Raw genomic sequence first — 17934 nt, 5'->3', positions numbered from 1 at the left:
AGGATCAGAAGATGACGCGGAGGCTGATGGTCTCGGGCAGGGCGCGGATCTGGTCGACGATGGCCTGGGTGGTGCCCGAGGCCGAGTCGGTGACGACATAGCCGAGGTCGCCGGAGGTGCCGAGCAGTTGCGCCTCGACGTTGACACCGCCGTCGGCGAGCAGTCCGTTGACCCGCGCCAGGACACCGGGGACGTTGCGGTGCAGCAGGATCAGGCGCAGCGTGCCCTCGGCGCGCGGCAGCGTCAGGCCCGGCACGTTGACCGACATCGCCGTCGACCCGTTCAGCACGAAGTCGCGGAACTTGCCGGCGACGTAGCGTCCGATGTCCTGCTGCGCCTCTTCGGTCGAGCCGCCGATGTGCGGGGTGAGGATGACGTTCGGCAGCCCGCGCAGCTCGGAGACGAACTCGTCGCCCCGCCCCTTCGGCTCGACCGGGAAGACGTCGACCGCCGCGCCGGCGATGTGGCCGGTCTCGAGGTGCTTGCGCAGCGCGCCGTAGTCGACGACGAAGCCGCGCGAGAGGTTGAGGAACAGCGACCCCGGCCGCATGAGCCCGAAGTGTTCCTCGCCGAAGAAGTTGCGATTCGACGGCCGGTCGTCGACGTGCAGGGTGACGATGTCGGACGCACCGAGCAGCTCGTCGAGCGACAGGCAGCGCCGCGCGTTCCCCAGCGCGAGCCGGTCGGCCGTGTCGTAGAAGTGCACCTGCATGCCCATCGCCTCGGCAAGCACCGACAGCTGAGTGCCGATGTTGCCGTAGCCGACGATGCCGAGCGTGCGGCCGCGCACCTCGTGCGCGCCGTCGGCCGACTTGTCCCAGACGCCCGCGTGCATGAGGGCGTTCTTCTCGGTGAGCCGCCGCGTCATCGCGATGATCTCGGCGATCGCGAGCTCGACCACCGAGCGGGTGTTGCTGAACGGCGCGTTGAACACCGTGACGCCGTGCTCGGTCGCCGCGCCAAGGTCGATCTGCGTCGTGCCGATGCAGAACGCACCGATCGCCACGAGGTTCGGCGCCGCCTCGAGCACCCGGCGGCTCACGTGCGTCTTCGACCGGATGCCGAGCAGGTGCACGTCGCGGATGCGCGACACCAGCTCGTCCTCGTCGAGGGCGCGGTCGAGGGTCTCGACGACGAAGCCGTTCGAGCGCAGGATCTCCACCGCGTCCGGGTGGATCTGTTCGAGCAGCAGGACGCGGGTGGCACGGTCGGTCACCGTGTCAGCTTAAGCGGGCGCAGAAACGCCTTCGTCCCCGCCCGGACCGGCTCCGAGCGGGGACGAAGGGATCGAGCTGGTGCGTCAGTAGACGCTGCGGTGGTGCGAGCGGCCGCTGACCGCGCGGTAGACCAGCAGCACGATGATCGCGCCGATGACCGAACCGATGATGCCGGCGGGCTGCAGGGCGCCCTGCGACGCGTCCTTGTGGAAGATCGCGTAGCCGAGGAACCCGCCGACGAACGACCCGACGATCCCGAGCACGATCGTCGCGCCGATGCCCATGGGGTCCTTGCCCGGCACCAGCAGCCGGGCCAGCGCGCCGGCGATCAGGCCGACGATGACCATGGTGATGATGAAGCCGATCATGTTCTCCAACCTCCCTGGTGGGTTGCAGAAGGGATGCCCGGCCGCTGACACGGGGCTAACACCGGCCCGCAAGGTGGCAGCTACTGGACGGAACCGGCGTAGGTCGCGTCCGCTTTGGGTAGTCAGGCCCTCTTAAGATCGAGGGATGGCGGCACCCCGATGGCTCACCGACGACGAGCAGCGGGCGTGGCGTGCCTATGTCGAGTCGACGAAACTCGTCTTCGACCTGATCGACCGGCAGCTGCAGCGCGACGCGGACATGCCGCACGCGTACTGGGAGATCCTGGTGCGGCTCAGCGAACGGCCCGACCGGCGGCTGCGCATGAGCGAGCTGGCGGACGTCACCCGGTCGTCGCGCAGCCGGCTCTCGCACGCGGTCGCGCGGCTCGAGGAACGCGGCTGGGTCGAGCGCGAGGACTGCGAGACCGACCGTCGCGGGTCGTTCGCCGTGCTCACCGACGCCGGTCACGCGGCGCTCGTCGCTGCGGCGCCGGGACATGTCGAGCAGGTGCGCGAGGTGCTGGTCGACCGGCTCGGCCCCGAGCGACTGGCCGAGCTCGGCCGCATCAGCACGGCCCTGCTCGAGGGCCTGGCCGCCGAGGGACACACGCCGAACGGCGCGGCCTGAACCCCTCGGCGCCGTGCGCCGTCAGGTGACGAGGCTCAGCGGGTCGCCGCCAGCAGCGCCCGCCACGTGGCGTTGGTGAGCAGGCCGAAGGTCGGGATGCCGTGCGCGGCCTGGAAGTGCTGCACCGCGAGCCGCGTCGTCAGGTCGAAGACACCGGTGGCGGGGATGTGCAGTGCCTGCTGCACCGCGGTCACCGCGGGTCCGCCGAGCCAGCCGCGGCGCAAGGGGGCGCCCGAGTAGTACACGAGCGTCTTCTTGAGCGCCGACGCCGACGCGGGCGCCGTCACCGTCGCGTGGGTCGGGCAGCCCACGGTGTTCCGGCGGCCGGTGAAGGTGGCCCAGTTGAGACCGGCCGGCACACAGGGCCCGTAGTCGGTCGCCGACACCTGCTTCGTCCAGAACGTGGTGAGGCCGTTCGCGCCGTTCCAGCCCAGCGAGATGTGCATGTGCGTGCGGTGGCACGAGTTGTCGTACGCGGCGCCCTTGAGCGAGTAGCAGCCGTTGTACTGCTCCCAGGTGCCGCTCCACGAGCCCCACATGCGGTTGTCGAAGATGAGGTACTGGACGCCGAGTCGCCGGGCCATGGCGAAGCGGTTGCCCTGGGCGTCGGTGGCGAGCAGCCACGTGAGCACGGCCTGCGCCTCGGCCTTCGAGTGCGCATTCAGCGCCGAGACCATCCAGTCGATCGCGCGGCCGTCGTAGTGCTCGCTGCGGGTGCCGTCGGTGCCGCAGGCGTAGACGGTGGCGTAGGACGTGTCGGGGTAGGTGGCCTTCAGCAGGTTCGCCAGCTTGAGCGTGCCCGGCCGCGGCACCGGATTGCAGGCGGTCTGCTCGGCGTACGAGGCGAGCGGCTCGATGGCGGTCGGCAGGCCGGCCGGAGTGTGGGGGGCGGCCACCGCGGCGGAGGCGGAGCCGGTGCCGGCGAGCAACGTGGCGAGCAGGACGGGCAGGGTCAGCAGGGCACGGACGGAACGCATGGGGTGCGGGGATCCTCGGGGTGCGACAGGTGGCTCCCCCGGGCCGTGGACGGCCCCCGCGTGATCAAGGATGCCATGATCACCACCCTGCGGCCAAGCACGGATTTACATCAGGACCAGATGCCCGAGATCGGCCGACGCGTGGCACTGCTCCCGAGATGGGCGGTGTCGAAGACGTCCTCGATCGTCCGCAGCAGCCCGAAGTGGTCGACGTGCTGGCCCGTGCGGGCGCCGGCGCGCAGGTGCGCGCCGGCCAGCACGGTCGGGATGCGGTTGCCCTCGGCCCGCTCGTCCTCGTCGTAGGTCACGACCAGCAGGCTGTCGTGGGTGCGGGCCCAGCGCGCGTAGCCGCCGAGGTGCGCCGCGAGCCAGGCGTCGCCCTGGCGCACGGTGCCGTCGTGCATGTCGTGCTCGAGGTCGGGCACCACGAAGGCCACCTGCGGCAGCGTGGTGAAGTCCGTCGGGAACTGCGCGAACGTGCGGTTCGCCGTCGCCGGCACCGTCGTGAAGTCCGACCACGGGTTGTGCTTGCGTGCGTACGAGCCCGACGAGCACGCCGTCGAGCCCTGGCGCGGCAGCCCTTCCGAGTAGCCGGCGAAGTGCAGGTGCCGGGCCGCGAGCACCGTCGCGAGGTTCGCACCCCGGTAGGTCAGCGGGCACGTGTCGCTGGCGAGGCCGTGCGTCGATCCCGAGAAGAGGGCGAGGTAGTTCGGCTCGCTCGGGTGGGTCACGCCGTACGACCGGGTGAGCAGCACGCCCGAGCGAATCAGCCCGTTGACGAACGGCGCGTTGCGTGACCCCACGACCTGCGAGTAGCCGTGGTTCTCCATCACCACGACCACGACGTGCGCGAAGTGCGGCAGGGCGGACGAGGCGCTGGTCGCATCGACGGCGTGCGACGCGGTCGGCGGCGTCGTGGTCGTCCTGCCGTCGGAGGATGACGAGCAGGCGAGGGTCAGGCCGAGCACGGCGGCGAGCACGGACAGCACGGCGGGGGCGCGACGCATCGTCCCATCATGCGCGCGCCCACCGCCCGGCCGTCGGCTGCGCTCAGCGCCGCCGGAGCACCAGCCCGGCCACCGCGCCCGCGAGCGCCATGAGCGCGGCCGCGACGAGGAAGGCCACGTGGTAGCCGCTGACCTGCGCCGCGGCGGCCGTCACGCCCTGCGAGCGCAGGGTCGCGGTGTGGCCGGCCGCCACAGTCGCCAGCACGGCGAGCCCGAAGGCGGCGCCGATCTGCGCGGTGGTGTTGACCAGACCGGACGCCAGCCCCGCGTCCTGCGGCTCGACGCCGGACATCGCGGCGGTCATGAGCGCGGGGAAGGCCAACCCGGCGCCGGTGCCGAGCAGCACCATCACCGGCAGCACGTCCGGCGCGTAGCCGCCGTCGAGCGGGGCCCGCGCGAAGAGCACCAGGGCGACCGTCATGAGCGCCATGCCGACCACGAGCAGGCGGACGGCACCGAATCGCGCGATCAGCGGTTCGGTGCCACGCACGGACAGCGTCCCCATGATCACGCAGACCGGCAGGAAGGCGAGCCCGAGCTGCAGCGCGTCGTAGTGCAACACCTGTTGCAGATACAGGGCGCCGAGGAAGAAGACACCGAACATGCCGGCGACCGACAGCACCTGCACCAGGTTGGCGCCGGTGACGAACCGCGACCGGAAGATCCGCAGCGGGACGAGGGGGGCGATCGCAGCCCGCTCGCGGGCCAGGAACGCGAGAGCGCCCACGACGGTGATGGCGGCCGGCACGATCGTGCGCGCGTCGGCCCAGCCATGGGTGGCTGCCGGGTCGACGATCGTCCAGACGCCGAGCATCATCGTGCCGGTGGCGAGCGCGGCACCGAGGTGGTCGACACCGCGCAGGGAACCGACCGACCGGTCGGTCGGCAGCACACGAAGCGCTGCGAGCGCGGTCGCAGCACCCACCGGCACGTTGACGAAGAAGATCCAGTGCCAGCTCAGGGCCTGCGTGAGCACGCCGCCGGCGAGCAGCCCGACGGCGCTGCCGGCCGAGGCGACGAAGGCATAGACGCCGATCGCCCGTGCCTGCTCACCCGGCTCGGGGAACATCGTCACGATCATGCCGAGCACCACGGCCGAGGTCAGCGCACCGCCGATGCCCTGCACGAAGCGGCCGGCCACCAGCACCGTGGCGTCGCCGGACAGGCCGCACCCGACCGACGCCGCGGTGAACAGTGCGATGCCCGCGAGGAAGACGCGGCGGCCACCGATGAGATCACCGAGGCGGCCGGCGAGCAGCAGCAGGCCGCCGAAGCTGATGAGGTAGGCGTTCACCACCCAGGCGAGGCCGCTCGCGCTGAACCGCAGGTCGTGCTGGATCGACGGCAGCGCGACGTTCACGATGGTCACGTCGAGCACGATCATCAGCACGCCGGTGCAGAGCACGTAGAGCGCGAGGCGGCGGCGGTCGGGCGGTGCGGTGGGCAGCGACTGGGCGTCGCGGCCGGTGCTGAGCGTGGCGGTCATGGCTGGTCCCTTCGGAGCGGGTGGTCATGCATGCGTCGAACGGGACGGGCCGGATTCGACACGCAGTGGTCGGGACGTCAGCGGTCGAGCCAGGTACCGAGCGCGTCGAGCAGTCCCTCGGTGCCCTCCGCGCGGGCGGCGTTGGTGTCGAGACCGTCGAGGAAGGCACCCTGCTCGGTCATGACCAGCCGGGTCGCGCCGCCGTCGGCGTCGAAGAACTCGACCGTGCACACCGACACCGAGATGCGCCGGCCGGCCATGGTCATCTCGTAGGACGTGACGATGCGGGCACCGTCGACGATGTCCTGGTACAGCGCGTCGTAGGTGAAGGTCGGGCCGTCGGGCACGGTGGCGCTGACGTGCTCGCGGCCCCCGACGCGGAAGTCGAGCGTGTGCGCGCCGACCGCGATGTGCTCGTCGCCCCACCACTGCGACTTGGCGGCGGAGTTCGTCCATGCGGCGAAGACCTTCGGGCGGGCGTGGCGGTAGACCCGCTCGATGCTGAACCGGTCATGCACGACGGTGGGCGCGGTCATGAGGTCTCTCCTTCGTCGGTGGCGTCCAGGTAGGCGCCGAGGCGGTCGAGGCGGGCGTCCCAGGCCTGTTTGCGCTCGGCGATCCAGCGCTCGGCGGTGCCGAGGGTCTTGAGCTGCAATTTGCACGTGCGCACCCGCCCGACCTTCTCGGTCGTGACGAGACCGCTGGCCTCGAGCACGTGCAGGTGCTGGACGACGGCGGGCAGCGACATCGGCAGCGGTGCCGCCAACTCGCTCACCGACGCCGGGCCCTGGCTCAGCCGCTCGACCATCGCCCGCCGGCTCGGGTCGGCCAGCGCGGCGAACACCTGGTCGAGCTGTTGGTTAAGCATGCGCTTAACCATTGCGGTGAAGTCCGACGCTGTCAACCCTCGAACGATCAGTCGAAGAGGGCTTCCAGGGTCGGCAGCTCGACACGGGCGGACGCCGCGACGCCGACCGGCGTGCGGGTCGGGCGACGGGCGTCGCCGAAGACGTCCATCACGGCGATCGCGTCCGGCGTCAGGAACCGCGACTGCGGCGCGTAGCTGTGCCGGTCGTCGCGGGCGGTGCGGTGGTGCGGCATGCGCAGCGGCGTCCACACGTGCAGTTCGTCGCGTGCCCTGGTGACCGCCACGTAGAAGAGCCGTTCTTCCTCGGCCAGTTCGTCCGGTGTGCCGACCGCCATGTCGGAGGGGAAGGCCCCGTCGACGGCGTGCACGAGGTGCACCACCGGCCACTCGAGTCCCTTGGCCGAGTGGATGGTGCTCAGCGTCAGGTAGTCGTCGTCGCGGTGTGGTGATTGGGCCTGGTCACTCGTGCTCGCCGGCGGGTCGAGCACGACCGAGGTGATGAAGCTGCCGAGGTCGGTGTGCTGCGCCGCGGTCTCGGCGAGGCGTTCGACGTCGCCGACCCGCACCGCGGCGTCGCGGTAGCGCGCCAGCAGCAGCGGGCGCAGCGCCGCGAGACAGTCGCCGATCGCCGACGCCAGACGGCTGGGGTCACCGACGACCGGGCGCACCTCGGCGACGACGCTCAACGTCCGTTGCAACTCGGTGCGCGCCGCCTGGGGTGCGGCCGCGACCACCTCGTTGAGGTCGACCTCGTCGTCGAGCAGGGCCGGCAGCAGTTGGCGCGCCGTCGCCGGCCCGACGCCGGTGTGCAGCCGCAGCAGACGGAACCACGCGAGGTCGTCGCGCGGATTCACGACGACCCGGAGCAGGGCGAGCAGGTCCTTCACGTGTGCGGCCTCGAGGAACTTCAGGCCGCCGTACTTGACGAACGGCACGCGCCGGGCGGTGAGTTCGAGCTCGAGGACGTCGCTGTGCGAGCCCGAGCGCATGAGCACCGCCTGGTCGCGCAGGCGGCCACCCTGCTCGACGTGCTCGAGCACCGCGTCCGTCAGCTCGCGCGCCTCGGCGTTGACGTCATGGCAGCGACGCAGCCGCGGACGCTGCGGGCGCGGCGCGTCCGCACGCGCCGGCACGAGGGTGAGCCGGTGACCGTCCGGCGCCGGGCGCACGACATTGGCCAGGTCGAGCAGGGGGCGCCGCGACCGGTAGTTCACCTCGAGCCGCACGACGCTGGTGCCCTCGCGCCCGGCCGCCGCGGTGAGCAGATGGCCGCGCCCGGCCCCGCGGAAGCCGTAGATCGCCTGCGCGTCGTCGCCTACGACGGTGAGCACGGCGCCATCGCCGCAGAGCCGCTCGACGATCTCGACCTGGATCTGGTTGACATCCTGGTACTCGTCGACGAGCACGTGGTCCCACCGGCGCCGCAGGACCGCGCCGACCATCGGATCGTCGAGCAGCGCACGCCACGCGATGAGCAGGTCGTCGAAGTCGAGCAGGCCGCGCGCACGCTTGCGCGCCATGAAGTCGCGCAGCAGCGCCATGATCGCGTCCGTGTGCGGCTCGCACCACGGGAACTGCTCGGCGATCACCTCGCGGGCGGGCCGCCCCGTGTTCACCGACCGCGTGCAGATGTCGGCGAGCGTCGAAGCGCGGGGGCGCCGTTCGCGGCTCGGCGCGGCGGTGAGGCCGTGCTCGTCGCGCAGCAGATCGAGCAGATCGGTGACGTCGGACGGGTCGAGCACGGTCACGTCGCCGAGGCCGAGCACGCCGGCGAACTCGGCGACGAGCCGGTACGCCACCGCGTGGAACGTGCCGCCCCAGAGCCGCCGTGCCGACGGCGCATCGCCGCAGGCTGAGGCGGCGCGCGCGACCATGTCGTCGGCCGCGCGGCGGGTGAAGGTGAGCAGCAGGATGCGCTCGGGCGGCACGCCGCGCTCGAGCAGGTGCGCGACGCGGCCGGTCAGCGCGGTCGTCTTGCCCGTGCCCGCGCCGGCCACGACGACCACGCGGGCCGCGGGGTCGGTGGCCGCGGCTTGCTGTTGGGCGTCCAGGGTCTCGACGCAGGACCCATCGGCGACGTGCTCGAACATGCATTCGAGCATAGGCTCGACCACCGTCAACGACGGCTGCGACGCCACATGTCGGCGGTGGCGCTCGGGGGTGCGGCTCGCCCGCGCACGTCGCCGGCCCTCCCCCGCTCGGGGGAGCCGGGCTCCCGCCGCTCGGCCGATGCGCGGCGACCGCCGCCGCGCCTAGCGTCAGGGCCATGATCGAGGCGATCGAACTGACGAAGCGCTACGGCGAGAAGCTCGCCGTCGACCACCTTTCGTTCACCGTGCAGCCCGGCGTGGTCACGGGGTTCCTCGGCCCGAACGGTGCGGGCAAGTCGACGACGATGCGCCTGCTGCTCGGCCTCGACCGGCCGACGGCCGGGCACGCGACGATCAACGGCCGCAGCTACCGCGACCTGCGCGCACCGCTCTGCGAGGTCGGCGCGCTGCTCGAGGCCAGGGCGATCCACACCGGACGCAGCGCGCGCAACCACCTGCTCGCACTGGCCGCGACGAACGGCATCGGCAAGCGTCGCGTCGACGAGGTGCTCGAACTCGTCGGGCTCAGCGCGATGGCCGGCAAGCGGGCCGGCGGCTTCTCACTCGGCATGGGACAGCGGCTCGGCATCGCGTCCGCGCTGCTCGGCGACCCGCACACGCTGCTGCTCGACGAGCCGGTGAACGGCCTCGACCCCGAGGGCATCCTCTGGATCCGCACGCTGCTGCGCTCGCTCGCCGCCGAGGGACGCACCGTGTTCGTCTCGTCCCACCTCATGAGCGAGATGGCCCTGACGGCCTCGCACCTCATCGTCGTCGGGCAGGGCCGGCTCATCGCGGACGCGAGCGTCGCCGAGTTGACGCGGGCCGCGTCGCGCGACGTCGTGCGTGTGCGGACGGAGGAGGCGGCCCGGCTGCGCGAACTGCTCGCCGCCGACGACGTCACAGTCAGCAGCAGCGAGCGCGACGTCCTCGTCGTCACGGGGATGAGCAGCGCCCGCATCGGCCGGATCGCGGCGGACGCCCATATCGCCCTGGTGGAACTCGTCCCACAGCAGGCGTCGCTCGAGGAGGCCTTCATGGAACTGACCCGCGACGCCATCGAGTTCGCGCCGGTGGAGGTGGCGTCATGACCAGCACCCTCGAGGCGCCTCGCAACGCGGGCGTCACCCCGGTTCGCGTGGTCACGTCCGAGTGGATCAAGTTCCGCTCGCTGCACTCGACGTGGTGGAGCATCGTCGCCGCCCTCGTCGCCGCCATCGGCCTCGGCATCCTGTTCACCTACCTGCGCGGCAACGACCTGTACTCGCACCGCTACCTCGTCGGGAAGGGCGACTTCTCGAACCAGATCGGCCTGTCGCTGCGGGGCTTCTTCCTCGCCCAGCTCGCCCTCGGCGTGCTCGGGGTGCTCTTCGTGACCGGCGAGTACAGCACCGGCATGATCCGGGCGAGCCTGTCGGCAGTGCCACGGCGTGTGCCCGTGCTGCTCGCGAAGGCAGGGGTCTTCGCGGTGAGCCTGTTCGTCATCGCGCTCGCCGCGGCGTTCATCGCCTTCCTCGGCGGCCAGGCCGCCCTGAACACGCATCCGGTGCACTTCGGTGTCTCGCTCGGCCACGCCGGCGCCCTCGAGGCGGTCGTCGGCGCGGCGCTCTACGTCACCGGCGTCGGCCTGATGGGGCTCGGTCTCGGCTTCGCGCTGCGCAACACCGGCGCGGCCATCGCCACGCTCTTCGGTTTCATCCTGGTGCTGCCGCTGCTCGCCCAGGCACTGCCGTCCAGCTGGCAGCTGCACGTGAACAAGTACCTGCCGCTCAACGCCGGCACGGCGATCATGGAGCCGAACCGCACCGCCGCCGAGTCGCTCCGGCCGTGGGCCGGCATGGGCGTCTTCGCCCTCTACGTCCTCGCCATGCTCGTCGCCGGGTGGATCGTGCTGCGCCGCCGCGACGTCTGAGCGGCGGACGGATCACACTGACGCCATGCACACGACGTGGGTGCTGTCGGCCGCGCTGGTGGCGAGCCTCGCGGTGGCCGGCGGCCTGCTGAGCCTCCAGGTCTGGACGCGCCGCCGCTACCGAGACCTGCTCGACCGCGCCCGCGCCGAGCACGCGGCGCACGCCGAGCGCCAGGCGCACCTCGCGCTGGTCGCCGAGCGCACCCGTATCGCCCGCGAGATGCACGACATCGTCGCGCACAGCCTCTCGGTCATGATCGCCCTGGCCGACGGCGCGAGCGCCACCGTCGAGCGCGACCCGGCGCGAGCCCGGCAGGCGATGGCCCAGGCCGCCGACACCGGACGCGCCGCCCTCGGCGACATGCGCGACGTGGTCGCGCTGCTGCGCGCGGACACCGAGCCGGCGCCGCAGCGTGCGACGCTGCACCCGGAACCCACCCTGGCCGACCTCGAGGCGCTGTTCGCGACGGTGCGCGAGACCGGCGTGCAGGTGACCTACTCGACGAGCGGGTCGACCGAGTCGTTGCCGTTGCCCGTGCAGCTCGCCGTCTTCCGGCTCGTGCAGGAGGCGCTCACCAACGCGATCAAGCACGCGCCGCGGGCGACGCGGCTGCTGGTGTCGCTGCGCCGAGGGGACAGCGACCTGCGCGTCGTGGTCGACGACAACGGCGGTGGCACCGCTGCGGCCGAGCCGCCGGGGCACGGGCTGATCGGCATGCGTGAACGGCTGGCCGTGCACGGCGGCCGCCTGATGGCCGGGCCGACGCAGACGGGGTGGCGCGTCAGTGCGTGGCTGCCGCTCGACGACGACCGGCACGCACACCGACGTCTGATCGGGACGCGCGGATGAGCGCCGTGCGCGTGCTGCTCGCCGACGACCACGGCCTCATCCGCGAGGGCTTCCGCATGATCCTCGACGCGCAGGACGACGTCGAGGTCGTGGGCGAGGCCGCCGACGGTGCGCAGGCCGTGGACGCGGTGCGGGCGCTGCGTCCGGACGTGGTCGTCATGGATGTCCGCATGCCCGGTACCGACGGCATCGAAGCAACCCGGCGCATCTGCGCCGAGCGCCCGGAGACGCGGGTCCTCATCCTGACGACGTTCGACCTGGACGAGTACGCCTTCGCCGGGCTGCGTGCCGGCGCCAGCGGCTTCCTGCTCAAGAACGTGCCGCCCGCCGAGTTGATCGCGGCCATCCACACCGTCGCGGCCGGCGACGCGATCGTCTCGCCGCGGGTGACGCGCCGGTTGCTCGACACGTTGACCGACGAGCTGCCCGCGGCCGCCAATGCCGAGGCCGAGGCGCGGCTCGCCACCCTCACCGACCGCGAACGCGACGTGCTCGAGGCGATCGCCTCCGGCATGACCAACACCGAGATCGCCCAGTACCTGCGCGTCGGCGACGCGACGGTGAAGTCGCACGTGAGCCGCGTGCTCGCGAAGCTCGGCCTGCGCGACCGCGTGCAGGCCGTGATCTTCGCCTACGACTGCCGGCTGGCCCGCCCCGCGTCCTGAACGGGACGCGTCTGCGCTGCGCCGAGATGTCGGCAGCGTGCGACGCCGCTACCGTGAGCGGACTTCCGCAGCAGGTGGCAGATGATCGGGGGACGTGTCGTGGTGAAGGTGATGGCGCGGACCAGCCCGCGTGGCCGTGCGGCGGTGCGGCCCCTCGTCGGGTTCGTCTGCGCAGTGAGCCTCGTCGCCGGGTGCGCGAGCACGCGCGGCGGAGGCGACGCCGGAACGGTCACGGTGACCTCGACGGTGACGCAGCCCGGGACGACCACCGCCTCGTCGGCCCCGGCGGACACCCCGTCCAAGCCGGCGGGCAGCGGGCGGTACTCCGGCACCTTCAGCGCACGACCGCTCGTGGCACCGACCGTGACGGCGGCGTCCGGCGCGGCGCGACCGTCGCCGCTGACGCAGCTGCCGTTCCCGGTGCCGACCGTCGACACCGAGTACGACCGGCTCGACCACAGCCGGCAGGAGACGCTCGAGCAGTCGCTCGCGGCGACCGACTGCGCGTCACCCCCGGTCGACCCTGCAGGCCGGTGGGCCGTGGTGTGCGACGACGGCTCCGCCGGCCCACGCACCGTGGCCCTCGTCGGCCCGGCGGTGTTCACCGGCGCCGGGGTGCAGCGGGCGGCGGCGGAAGCTCCGACGACGCAGACTGCTCCGACGTGGACGGTGGCGATCACCCTGGACACCGCGGCGGATGCGGCGTGGTCGAGCTACACCGCCGCGCACAACATCGGCGGGACCGGATCGAGCGTCACGCCCGCGTCGGCATGCGGACGCGCCTCGACGCCGTGCGCCGACTTCGTCGCCCTCAGTGTCGGATCCGCGCTCGTCTCGCTCCCCGTGACCACCTCGACGATCTCTGGCATCCCGACCGTCATCAGCGGCACGTTCTCGCAGGCCCAGGCCGAAGCGCTCGCGCGAGCCGTCCACCCCTAGAACGCGGCGAGGGAGGTCCGCAGGAGCTCCACATGGAGCGGGTGACGGGAATCGAACCCGCACTGTCAGCTTGGGAATTGGGACCTGCTTGTGGTGAGGCCCAGAATATAGGGGCTGTAGTGGATCAAGTGACCGTTTTGCACCCTTCTTGACCGCTGTTTTCAACGCGATGTGGCACGTGTGTGGCACGAATCGGAGGCTGTTCGAATCCTTGTGACGGCACCCCAGGGGGTGGGTGACGGTCATGCTCGCTGCAGCGATCAACAGCAGCGTCAGGAGTGCACGACCATGCCGATGTGACGGCGCGCCTGACGATTGTTGACGACAAGCTCGCGCCAACGGCTGAGCACGTAGCCTGGGGAGGTGGCCCTGACCTGGGAGTCGGTCATCACCTGCCCGCTGTGCGGGACACAGGCGGTCGAGACGATGCCTGAGAACGCGTGCCGGTACGTCTATCGGTGCGAGGAATGTGGCCAAGATTTGCGGCCCCGGCAAGGTGACTGCTGCGTGTTCTGCTCATACGGAACGGTCGTCTGCCCACCCAAGCAAGTCGGAAGTGAGTAGCGGCCATGGCGACGCCTGTTGCAGTTGAGGATGAGGAATTGGGCCGGTCGCAGTGCTGGTGCTGCGGAGCGATCGAGGACCCGGCGAAGTTGGTTCACCTCGGCAACCATCCCGAGGTCGTGGTCTGCATCCGCTGTGCCCACTCGCTGAGCAAGTGGGCCTGGGAGATCGAGGACAAGTCCCGCACCGGGCTCGCTGTACGGGCGCGGGATCAGATCAGGCGGTTGCGTAAGACCGTTGTCCGGCACGGATGGCACCAGAACAAGATCGTGGGCCGGGGCTTGCGATGGATGGGACGGTTCATCCCGTAACACGGTCGGTGTCCAACGCCGCCCGGTGCTGCACGACCATGGCGCCCCTCTGTGTCACGGCGCAGCGCGACCATGCCGCTGATCAAGTGTGCAGTTCGAGCCATGCCGCAGCCTCGTCGGCTCGTACAAGCCGACGATCCCCGCCCGCCCAGCTCTCCGAGCGCAGCCAACCGGGGATGTAGCCCACCTGAAGAAGCTCAGTGTGGCCGCGGAGGAACACGAAAGTTAAGTCGGGCCAGGTCATCAGGGCCACGTCCGTTGGGTCGTCTTCAGTCGCCAGAAGGCTCGCCGCCTCTGCAACCTTTGGCGGCACGAGTCGGGCTCGGATCATCTGCGTCGATCGTCGCGTGTTATCGAACGGGTACCGATCGGTGATCAGCAGGGAAGTGGCCGCGGCAACGACATCAAAGATCGGCACCTTCGCATGGTTGCACGCCCGGCCTACCGGAAAACGCTAAGCAGTGAAGAGGGCTTCCACCAACGCCGGGTCGTCTTCAACTCCCGCGATCGATCGATACCGCTCGACGGCAACCGAGCCATCCGATGCGAACTCGATCTCCCAGCGCCAGCCGGGCACCGCTACATCGATCATGACCGTGTCCGGGCGGCTATGGTGCAATCGGTACCAGATACGGGCAGCGTCGAGTCGGTTCAGCAGGTCGAGCAGCTTGCCGAAGGTGTCGCCTTCGCCGGTCGCGTAGAACGGCTGGTCACGCATGTTTCTGATTCTCCCTCAGACTGCGCCACCGTCCCGCTGTCGCGGCACTGCACCACCGAGTTGCGCGCCGGACTCCACTAGTCCGCCACCCGGAAGTCCATGCGCTCCTGGAAATCCGTGAAGCAATGCTCGCAGACCCAGTGGTAGCCGTCCTCCGTGACATACCCCTCTACGACTGCCTCGTCGTCGTCAGTGGCAAGCGGCGAGCTGATCTGGCGCTGGCAGAAGTCGCAGTGGTCGTGGTCCCAGCCTTCTCGGTAGGGCCACCATGCGCGAAGTTGGAAAGTCCGTCCGGCGAGGTACCGCTCCTGACCCATCAAACGCCAGTCATCCACACACAAGATCGTGGCATGCCGCCCCGAACCGATCGACCATGGCGCCCCTCTGTGTCAAGACGCGGTTGGGACGGCTGTTCTAGGGTGCTTGTTGGCAGGTTCGGGAAGTGACTGATCCGAAGAGTCGGCGACGGGATGTGAGTCGGCCGCGCTGGATTGAATAGTCGTGCCCGGGTGTCCTCCCGGACCCGCCGCAGCGTTGATCATGTCGGTGAGCATGGTGCGATAGACGACGTCGGACAGGCGTCGTTTGAGGCAGCGCATCGCTTCCAGGCCGTTCTTCGTGTTGCCGCGGAGGCGCTGGTAGTAGGCCTGGCCTTCGCTGGGGTGGCGGAGCTGGGCGGTGGCCATGACGTGCAGGACGTGGTTGATCTGCCGGTTCCCGCCGCGTGAGAGCCGGTGGCGGACGGTGTGGGCTGTGTCAAGCATCTTGGACAGTTCCTCGGGTTGTTGATCAAGCAGCGGTGGCTGCGGCGCGGTGCTCGGTGAGCACCTCGTAGGGCGTGCGGTAGCCGAGCGTCGAGTGCAGGCGCCGGCGGTTGTAGAACACCTCGATGTAGTCGGCGACCGCGAACCTCGCGCGGGCTCGGGTGCCGAACTCGGTTCGGTGGTACATCTCGTTCTTCAGGGCAGCGAAGAACGACTCGGCGACGGCGTTGTCCCAGCACACACCGGTCCGCCCGACGCTGCCGCGAACGTTGGTGGCCGCGCAGAACAACGCGAATTCCCTCGATGTGTATTGCGACCCGGCGTCGGCGTGCGCGATCAACTCACCGGGGACGACAGGATGCCGTTCGCGGCCGCGCTGCCACAGCGCCATCCGCAGCGGCACGTCGACCAGATCGACGGCCTTGGTCGGCGCGACGTGCTAGGCGACGATCTTCTGGGCGAAGACGTCGACGATGAACGCGACGTAGACGAACCCGAGCCAGGTGCGGACGTAGGTGAAGTCCATGACCCAGGTCCGGTTCGGCGCCGCGGCGGTGAAGTCCCGGTCGAGCAGGTCGCCGGCGCGGCGCCCGTCCTTACCCGGCACGGTCGTGCGGACGCCTTTGGCGCGGCGCACACCTTGCAGGCCAAGAGATCGCATCGCCCGGTCGACCGCGCCGGGTGAGGCTTCGGGCATCGAGCGGCGCACCAGCGCGGTCATCTTGCGCCGCCCATACAGGCCCTCGGGCGTCAGCCGCCGCACGCCGTGGTCATCGACCGTCCAGGCCATCTCCCGCACCCGGTCCTGCACGAGCGCGTCGCTCACCGTCCGAGCCGCCAAGGCCCGGTCCGGCTGTGCCCACGACCGGTAGGTCCGCGCGGCGATCTGGCAGCCCTGCTCACGCAGGACCCGGCAGACCGACTCGACCGCGTAGCCCTCGGCGCGCATCTCGTCGACGAACGCGACGATCAGCGGTTGCGGGGGTCGAGTTCCCCCGAGAAGAAAATCGAGGCCCGACGCAGGATCTCGTTGTCCTCCTCGAGCCGGCGCACCTTCGCCTTCAACTCCCGGATCTCGGCCAGCTCCTCACTGCTCACGCCCTGCCGCTGCCCGGTGTCGACCTGGGCCTGCCGCACCCAGCGGCGCACCGACTCCCACCCCACGCCCTCACGGCGGGCGACGGCCTCACACGCCGCGGTCAACGACGGGTACTCCAGCAGATGATCAAGGACCTGGCGAGCGCAACGCTCCTTGACCTTCGCATCGATCTTCTTCGGCACAGAACGCATCCTTCCAACTCAGAAAGATGCGGCACGACAACCTCGGGCGGTTCATATCGCTGTCGTTCACCGGCCAGACGCCAGGCTCTGTTAGAGCGGGACCCGCGGCGTCGTGCCACGCACGTACAGCGGATGCCGCGGGTGGCCCTCTGCGGTCCGGCCGAGACAGTGAGCGCCTCGCGCCTGCAGCATGTCGTGGACCTCACGAACCCTGGCCGAGTGGACGCGCGGAAAAGAAGCGCCCCACCCGGCGATGACGACGGATGCCTCGTCGAGCAACCGCTGCAGGGTGGCGTCGTTGTCCGGCCCGATCGGTTCCTCGCATTGCTTCAGGTCGTCGGGCTTGGTCGCTCGGTACGCGAAGATGTTGCCGGTCATCATGCCGCCGCAGCCCCACCCCTTCGAGAAGGCGACGCAGCGGGCGACAGTCGGTCCGTCGGCTGAGATATCCGTCCACCCCGAAACCGGCGTGATGTTGCTCGGATTGAGCATGATCCACAAAGCGAGCGGCTTAGTCGAGTCCCAGACGCGCCGGAAGGCGTACTCATACCTCTCGCAGTCCGATAACACCTGCGGCGGCCGAAGAATCATCGGTCAGTCGTGAGCCCAATACTCAGCGGACGGCATGACCTCGAGCACGACTGCGTCCTTATCGACGATCTCGCGAGTGACCCGCACGGCCTCCACGGCGGCATTCGCCAAGTCGTCGGCGTCGACCGTTACGACGACGGTCGTCCGGCCTTCCGGTGCCGCAGCGATCACTGCGCCGTTCGACAGACCGGCTTCGCCGACCGGCAAATTCAGCCGTGTCAGCATCTCGTCGACGACCTCGCCGGGCATCTCAAAGTCGAAGACAACTTCCGCGTTCCATTCCACAACCAAAATCAGACCACGTGTATGCATACGTTGACCTGAGCGGGGCCCATCCGGCGTGCGAGCCCTCGCACGGACTCGGTCACATCAGGCCTCACGCGAGGCACCTTCCCAAGAATCAATCGGAAGTCGGGCTCCCATCACGGCCCGCACATCACGCCGACAGCGGCGCAGACTTCTGTCCTGGCTCGAGGAGGTCCTCAACCGGTGCCCCAAGATCGAATTGGACAGGCACGAAGGCCGCCTCGCCGAGAGGGGCGCCATGGTCGTGCACGGTCGCCGCCATGGCGTTCAGGCCGCGTGCCTACTTCAACACCCGTCCATAACGGTCGCGGGGACGTCGTAACGGCGGAGCGGGCGTACTCGGGTGCCCAACCTGGGCTGGGCCCAGCATCATGTACGCGAAGCGGTAGAAC

Annotated in this window: 21 protein-coding genes and 1 pseudogene; 7 read left to right on the top strand and 15 right to left on the bottom strand. The window is 70.3% G+C overall.

The genetic code is table 11. The features are described 5' to 3' along the window. Nucleotides 1-4 precede the first annotated feature (4 nt). Together serA and ACTHMS_RS20380 are read right to left on the bottom strand one after the other, a co-directional pair. Nucleotides 5-1216, bottom strand: coding sequence for a phosphoglycerate dehydrogenase (gene serA / locus ACTHMS_RS20385; protein WP_440308494.1), 1212 nt, complete (start codon nt 1214-1216; stop codon nt 5-7). 84 nt (nt 1217-1300) lie between these two features. Continuing rightward, nucleotides 1301-1585, bottom strand: a complete 285-nt coding sequence (locus tag ACTHMS_RS20380; protein WP_440308493.1) for a GlsB/YeaQ/YmgE family stress response membrane protein — start codon at nt 1583-1585, stop codon at nt 1301-1303. A gap of 145 nt (nt 1586-1730) precedes the next feature. Here ACTHMS_RS20380 and ACTHMS_RS20375 point away from each other — a divergent pair, with 145 nt between their 5' ends. Next, a complete protein-coding gene (locus tag ACTHMS_RS20375) occupies nt 1731-2213 on the top strand; it encodes a MarR family winged helix-turn-helix transcriptional regulator (RefSeq protein ID WP_440308492.1) in 483 nt (160 codons plus the stop codon). Nucleotides 2214-2248: 35 nt separating this feature from the next. Here the strand turns inward: ACTHMS_RS20375 and ACTHMS_RS20370 are convergent, their stop codons facing one another. The 6 genes from ACTHMS_RS20370 to ACTHMS_RS20345 form a co-directional block, all read right to left on the bottom strand. Further along, on the bottom strand, nt 2249-3190 hold the full coding sequence (locus ACTHMS_RS20370; RefSeq protein ID WP_440308491.1) for a peptidoglycan-binding domain-containing protein: 942 nt from the start codon (nt 3188-3190) through the stop codon (nt 2249-2251). A gap of 110 nt (nt 3191-3300) precedes the next feature. After that, on the bottom strand, nt 3301-4197 hold the full coding sequence (locus ACTHMS_RS20365) for an alkaline phosphatase family protein (protein ID WP_440308490.1): 897 nt from the start codon (nt 4195-4197) through the stop codon (nt 3301-3303). A 43-nt stretch (nt 4198-4240) separates the two neighbouring features. After that, nucleotides 4241-5683 carry a DHA2 family efflux MFS transporter permease subunit gene (locus tag ACTHMS_RS20360; protein ID WP_440308489.1) on the bottom strand — a complete coding sequence of 481 codons (1443 nt, stop codon included), beginning with the start codon at nt 5681-5683 and terminating at the stop codon, nt 4241-4243. A gap of 77 nt (nt 5684-5760) precedes the next feature. Beyond that, the gene (locus ACTHMS_RS20355; protein ID WP_440308488.1) at nt 5761-6219 is read right to left on the bottom strand and encodes an SRPBCC family protein; all 459 of its coding nucleotides are present in this window, start codon (nt 6217-6219) and stop codon (nt 5761-5763) included. Next, nucleotides 6216-6551, bottom strand: coding sequence for an ArsR/SmtB family transcription factor (locus ACTHMS_RS20350; RefSeq protein WP_440308487.1), 336 nt, complete (start codon nt 6549-6551; stop codon nt 6216-6218). Before ACTHMS_RS20350 ends, ACTHMS_RS20355 begins: the two co-directional genes overlap by 4 nt. A gap of 47 nt (nt 6552-6598) precedes the next feature. Further along, nucleotides 6599-8641 carry an ATP-dependent helicase gene (locus ACTHMS_RS20345; protein ID WP_440308486.1) on the bottom strand — a complete coding sequence of 681 codons (2043 nt, stop codon included), beginning with the start codon at nt 8639-8641 and terminating at the stop codon, nt 6599-6601. Nucleotides 8642-8817: 176 nt separating this feature from the next. Between ACTHMS_RS20345 and ACTHMS_RS20340 the strand changes: the two genes are divergently transcribed. From ACTHMS_RS20340 to ACTHMS_RS20315, 6 genes are all read left to right on the top strand, one after another. Continuing rightward, on the top strand, nt 8818-9732 hold the full coding sequence (locus ACTHMS_RS20340; RefSeq protein WP_440308485.1) for an ATP-binding cassette domain-containing protein: 915 nt from the start codon (nt 8818-8820) through the stop codon (nt 9730-9732). Beyond that, nucleotides 9729-10553 carry an ABC transporter permease gene (locus ACTHMS_RS20335; protein ID WP_440308484.1) on the top strand — a complete coding sequence of 275 codons (825 nt, stop codon included), beginning with the start codon at nt 9729-9731 and terminating at the stop codon, nt 10551-10553. Before ACTHMS_RS20340 ends, ACTHMS_RS20335 begins: the two co-directional genes overlap by 4 nt. Nucleotides 10554-10578: 25 nt before the next feature. Next, nucleotides 10579-11403 (top strand): sensor histidine kinase, encoded by an 825-nt coding sequence (locus tag ACTHMS_RS20330; RefSeq protein WP_440308483.1) that lies wholly within the window; start codon nt 10579-10581, stop codon nt 11401-11403. Further along, nucleotides 11400-12068 (top strand): response regulator transcription factor, encoded by a 669-nt coding sequence (locus tag ACTHMS_RS20325; protein ID WP_440308482.1) that lies wholly within the window; start codon nt 11400-11402, stop codon nt 12066-12068. The genes ACTHMS_RS20330 and ACTHMS_RS20325 overlap by 4 nt, the downstream gene beginning before the upstream one ends. Before the next feature lie 81 nt (nt 12069-12149). Further along, nucleotides 12150-13007, top strand: coding sequence for a SecDF P1 head subdomain-containing protein (locus ACTHMS_RS20320; RefSeq protein WP_440308481.1), 858 nt, complete (start codon nt 12150-12152; stop codon nt 13005-13007). Between the two features lie 426 nt (nt 13008-13433). After that, complete coding sequence (locus ACTHMS_RS20315; RefSeq protein WP_440308529.1) at nt 13434-13571, top strand: GDCCVxC domain-containing (seleno)protein; 138 nt, start codon at nt 13434-13436, stop codon at nt 13569-13571. Nucleotides 13572-13964: 393 nt separating this feature from the next. Here the strand turns inward: ACTHMS_RS20315 and ACTHMS_RS20310 are convergent, their stop codons facing one another. The 7 genes and pseudogenes from ACTHMS_RS20310 to ACTHMS_RS20280 all read right to left on the bottom strand — a co-directional run bounded on the left by ACTHMS_RS20310 (nt 13965) and on the right by ACTHMS_RS20280 (nt 17521). Continuing rightward, nucleotides 13965-14300 (bottom strand): hypothetical protein, encoded by a 336-nt coding sequence (locus ACTHMS_RS20310; protein ID WP_440308480.1) that lies wholly within the window; start codon nt 14298-14300, stop codon nt 13965-13967. Nucleotides 14301-14336: 36 nt separating this feature from the next. Then, on the bottom strand, nt 14337-14600 hold the full coding sequence (locus tag ACTHMS_RS20305) for a hypothetical protein (protein ID WP_440308479.1): 264 nt from the start codon (nt 14598-14600) through the stop codon (nt 14337-14339). Between the two features lie 77 nt (nt 14601-14677). After that, entirely contained in the window at nt 14678-14935 is a 258-nt protein-coding gene (locus ACTHMS_RS20300; RefSeq protein WP_440308478.1) for a hypothetical protein, read from the bottom strand. A gap of 54 nt (nt 14936-14989) precedes the next feature. Then, nucleotides 14990-15364, bottom strand: a complete 375-nt coding sequence (locus ACTHMS_RS20295) for a transposase (RefSeq protein WP_440308477.1) — start codon at nt 15362-15364, stop codon at nt 14990-14992. A gap of 25 nt (nt 15365-15389) precedes the next feature. Beyond that, nucleotides 15390-16645, bottom strand: a pseudogene (locus ACTHMS_RS20290) (IS3 family transposase). 90 nt (nt 16646-16735) lie between these two features. After that, nucleotides 16736-17236, bottom strand: a complete 501-nt coding sequence (locus ACTHMS_RS20285) for a DUF1643 domain-containing protein (protein WP_440308476.1) — start codon at nt 17234-17236, stop codon at nt 16736-16738. A gap of 3 nt (nt 17237-17239) precedes the next feature. After that, nucleotides 17240-17521: a hypothetical protein gene (locus tag ACTHMS_RS20280; RefSeq protein WP_440308475.1), complete on the bottom strand. Its 282-nt coding sequence runs from the start codon at nt 17519-17521 to the stop codon at nt 17240-17242. Nucleotides 17522-17934 lie beyond the last annotated feature (413 nt).

This window comes from Jatrophihabitans sp. (assembly GCF_051960575.1).
GTDB lineage: Bacteria > Actinomycetota > Actinomycetes > Mycobacteriales > Jatrophihabitantaceae > JBQCEE01.
This window is presented reverse-complemented; position numbering and strand designations above follow the sequence as displayed.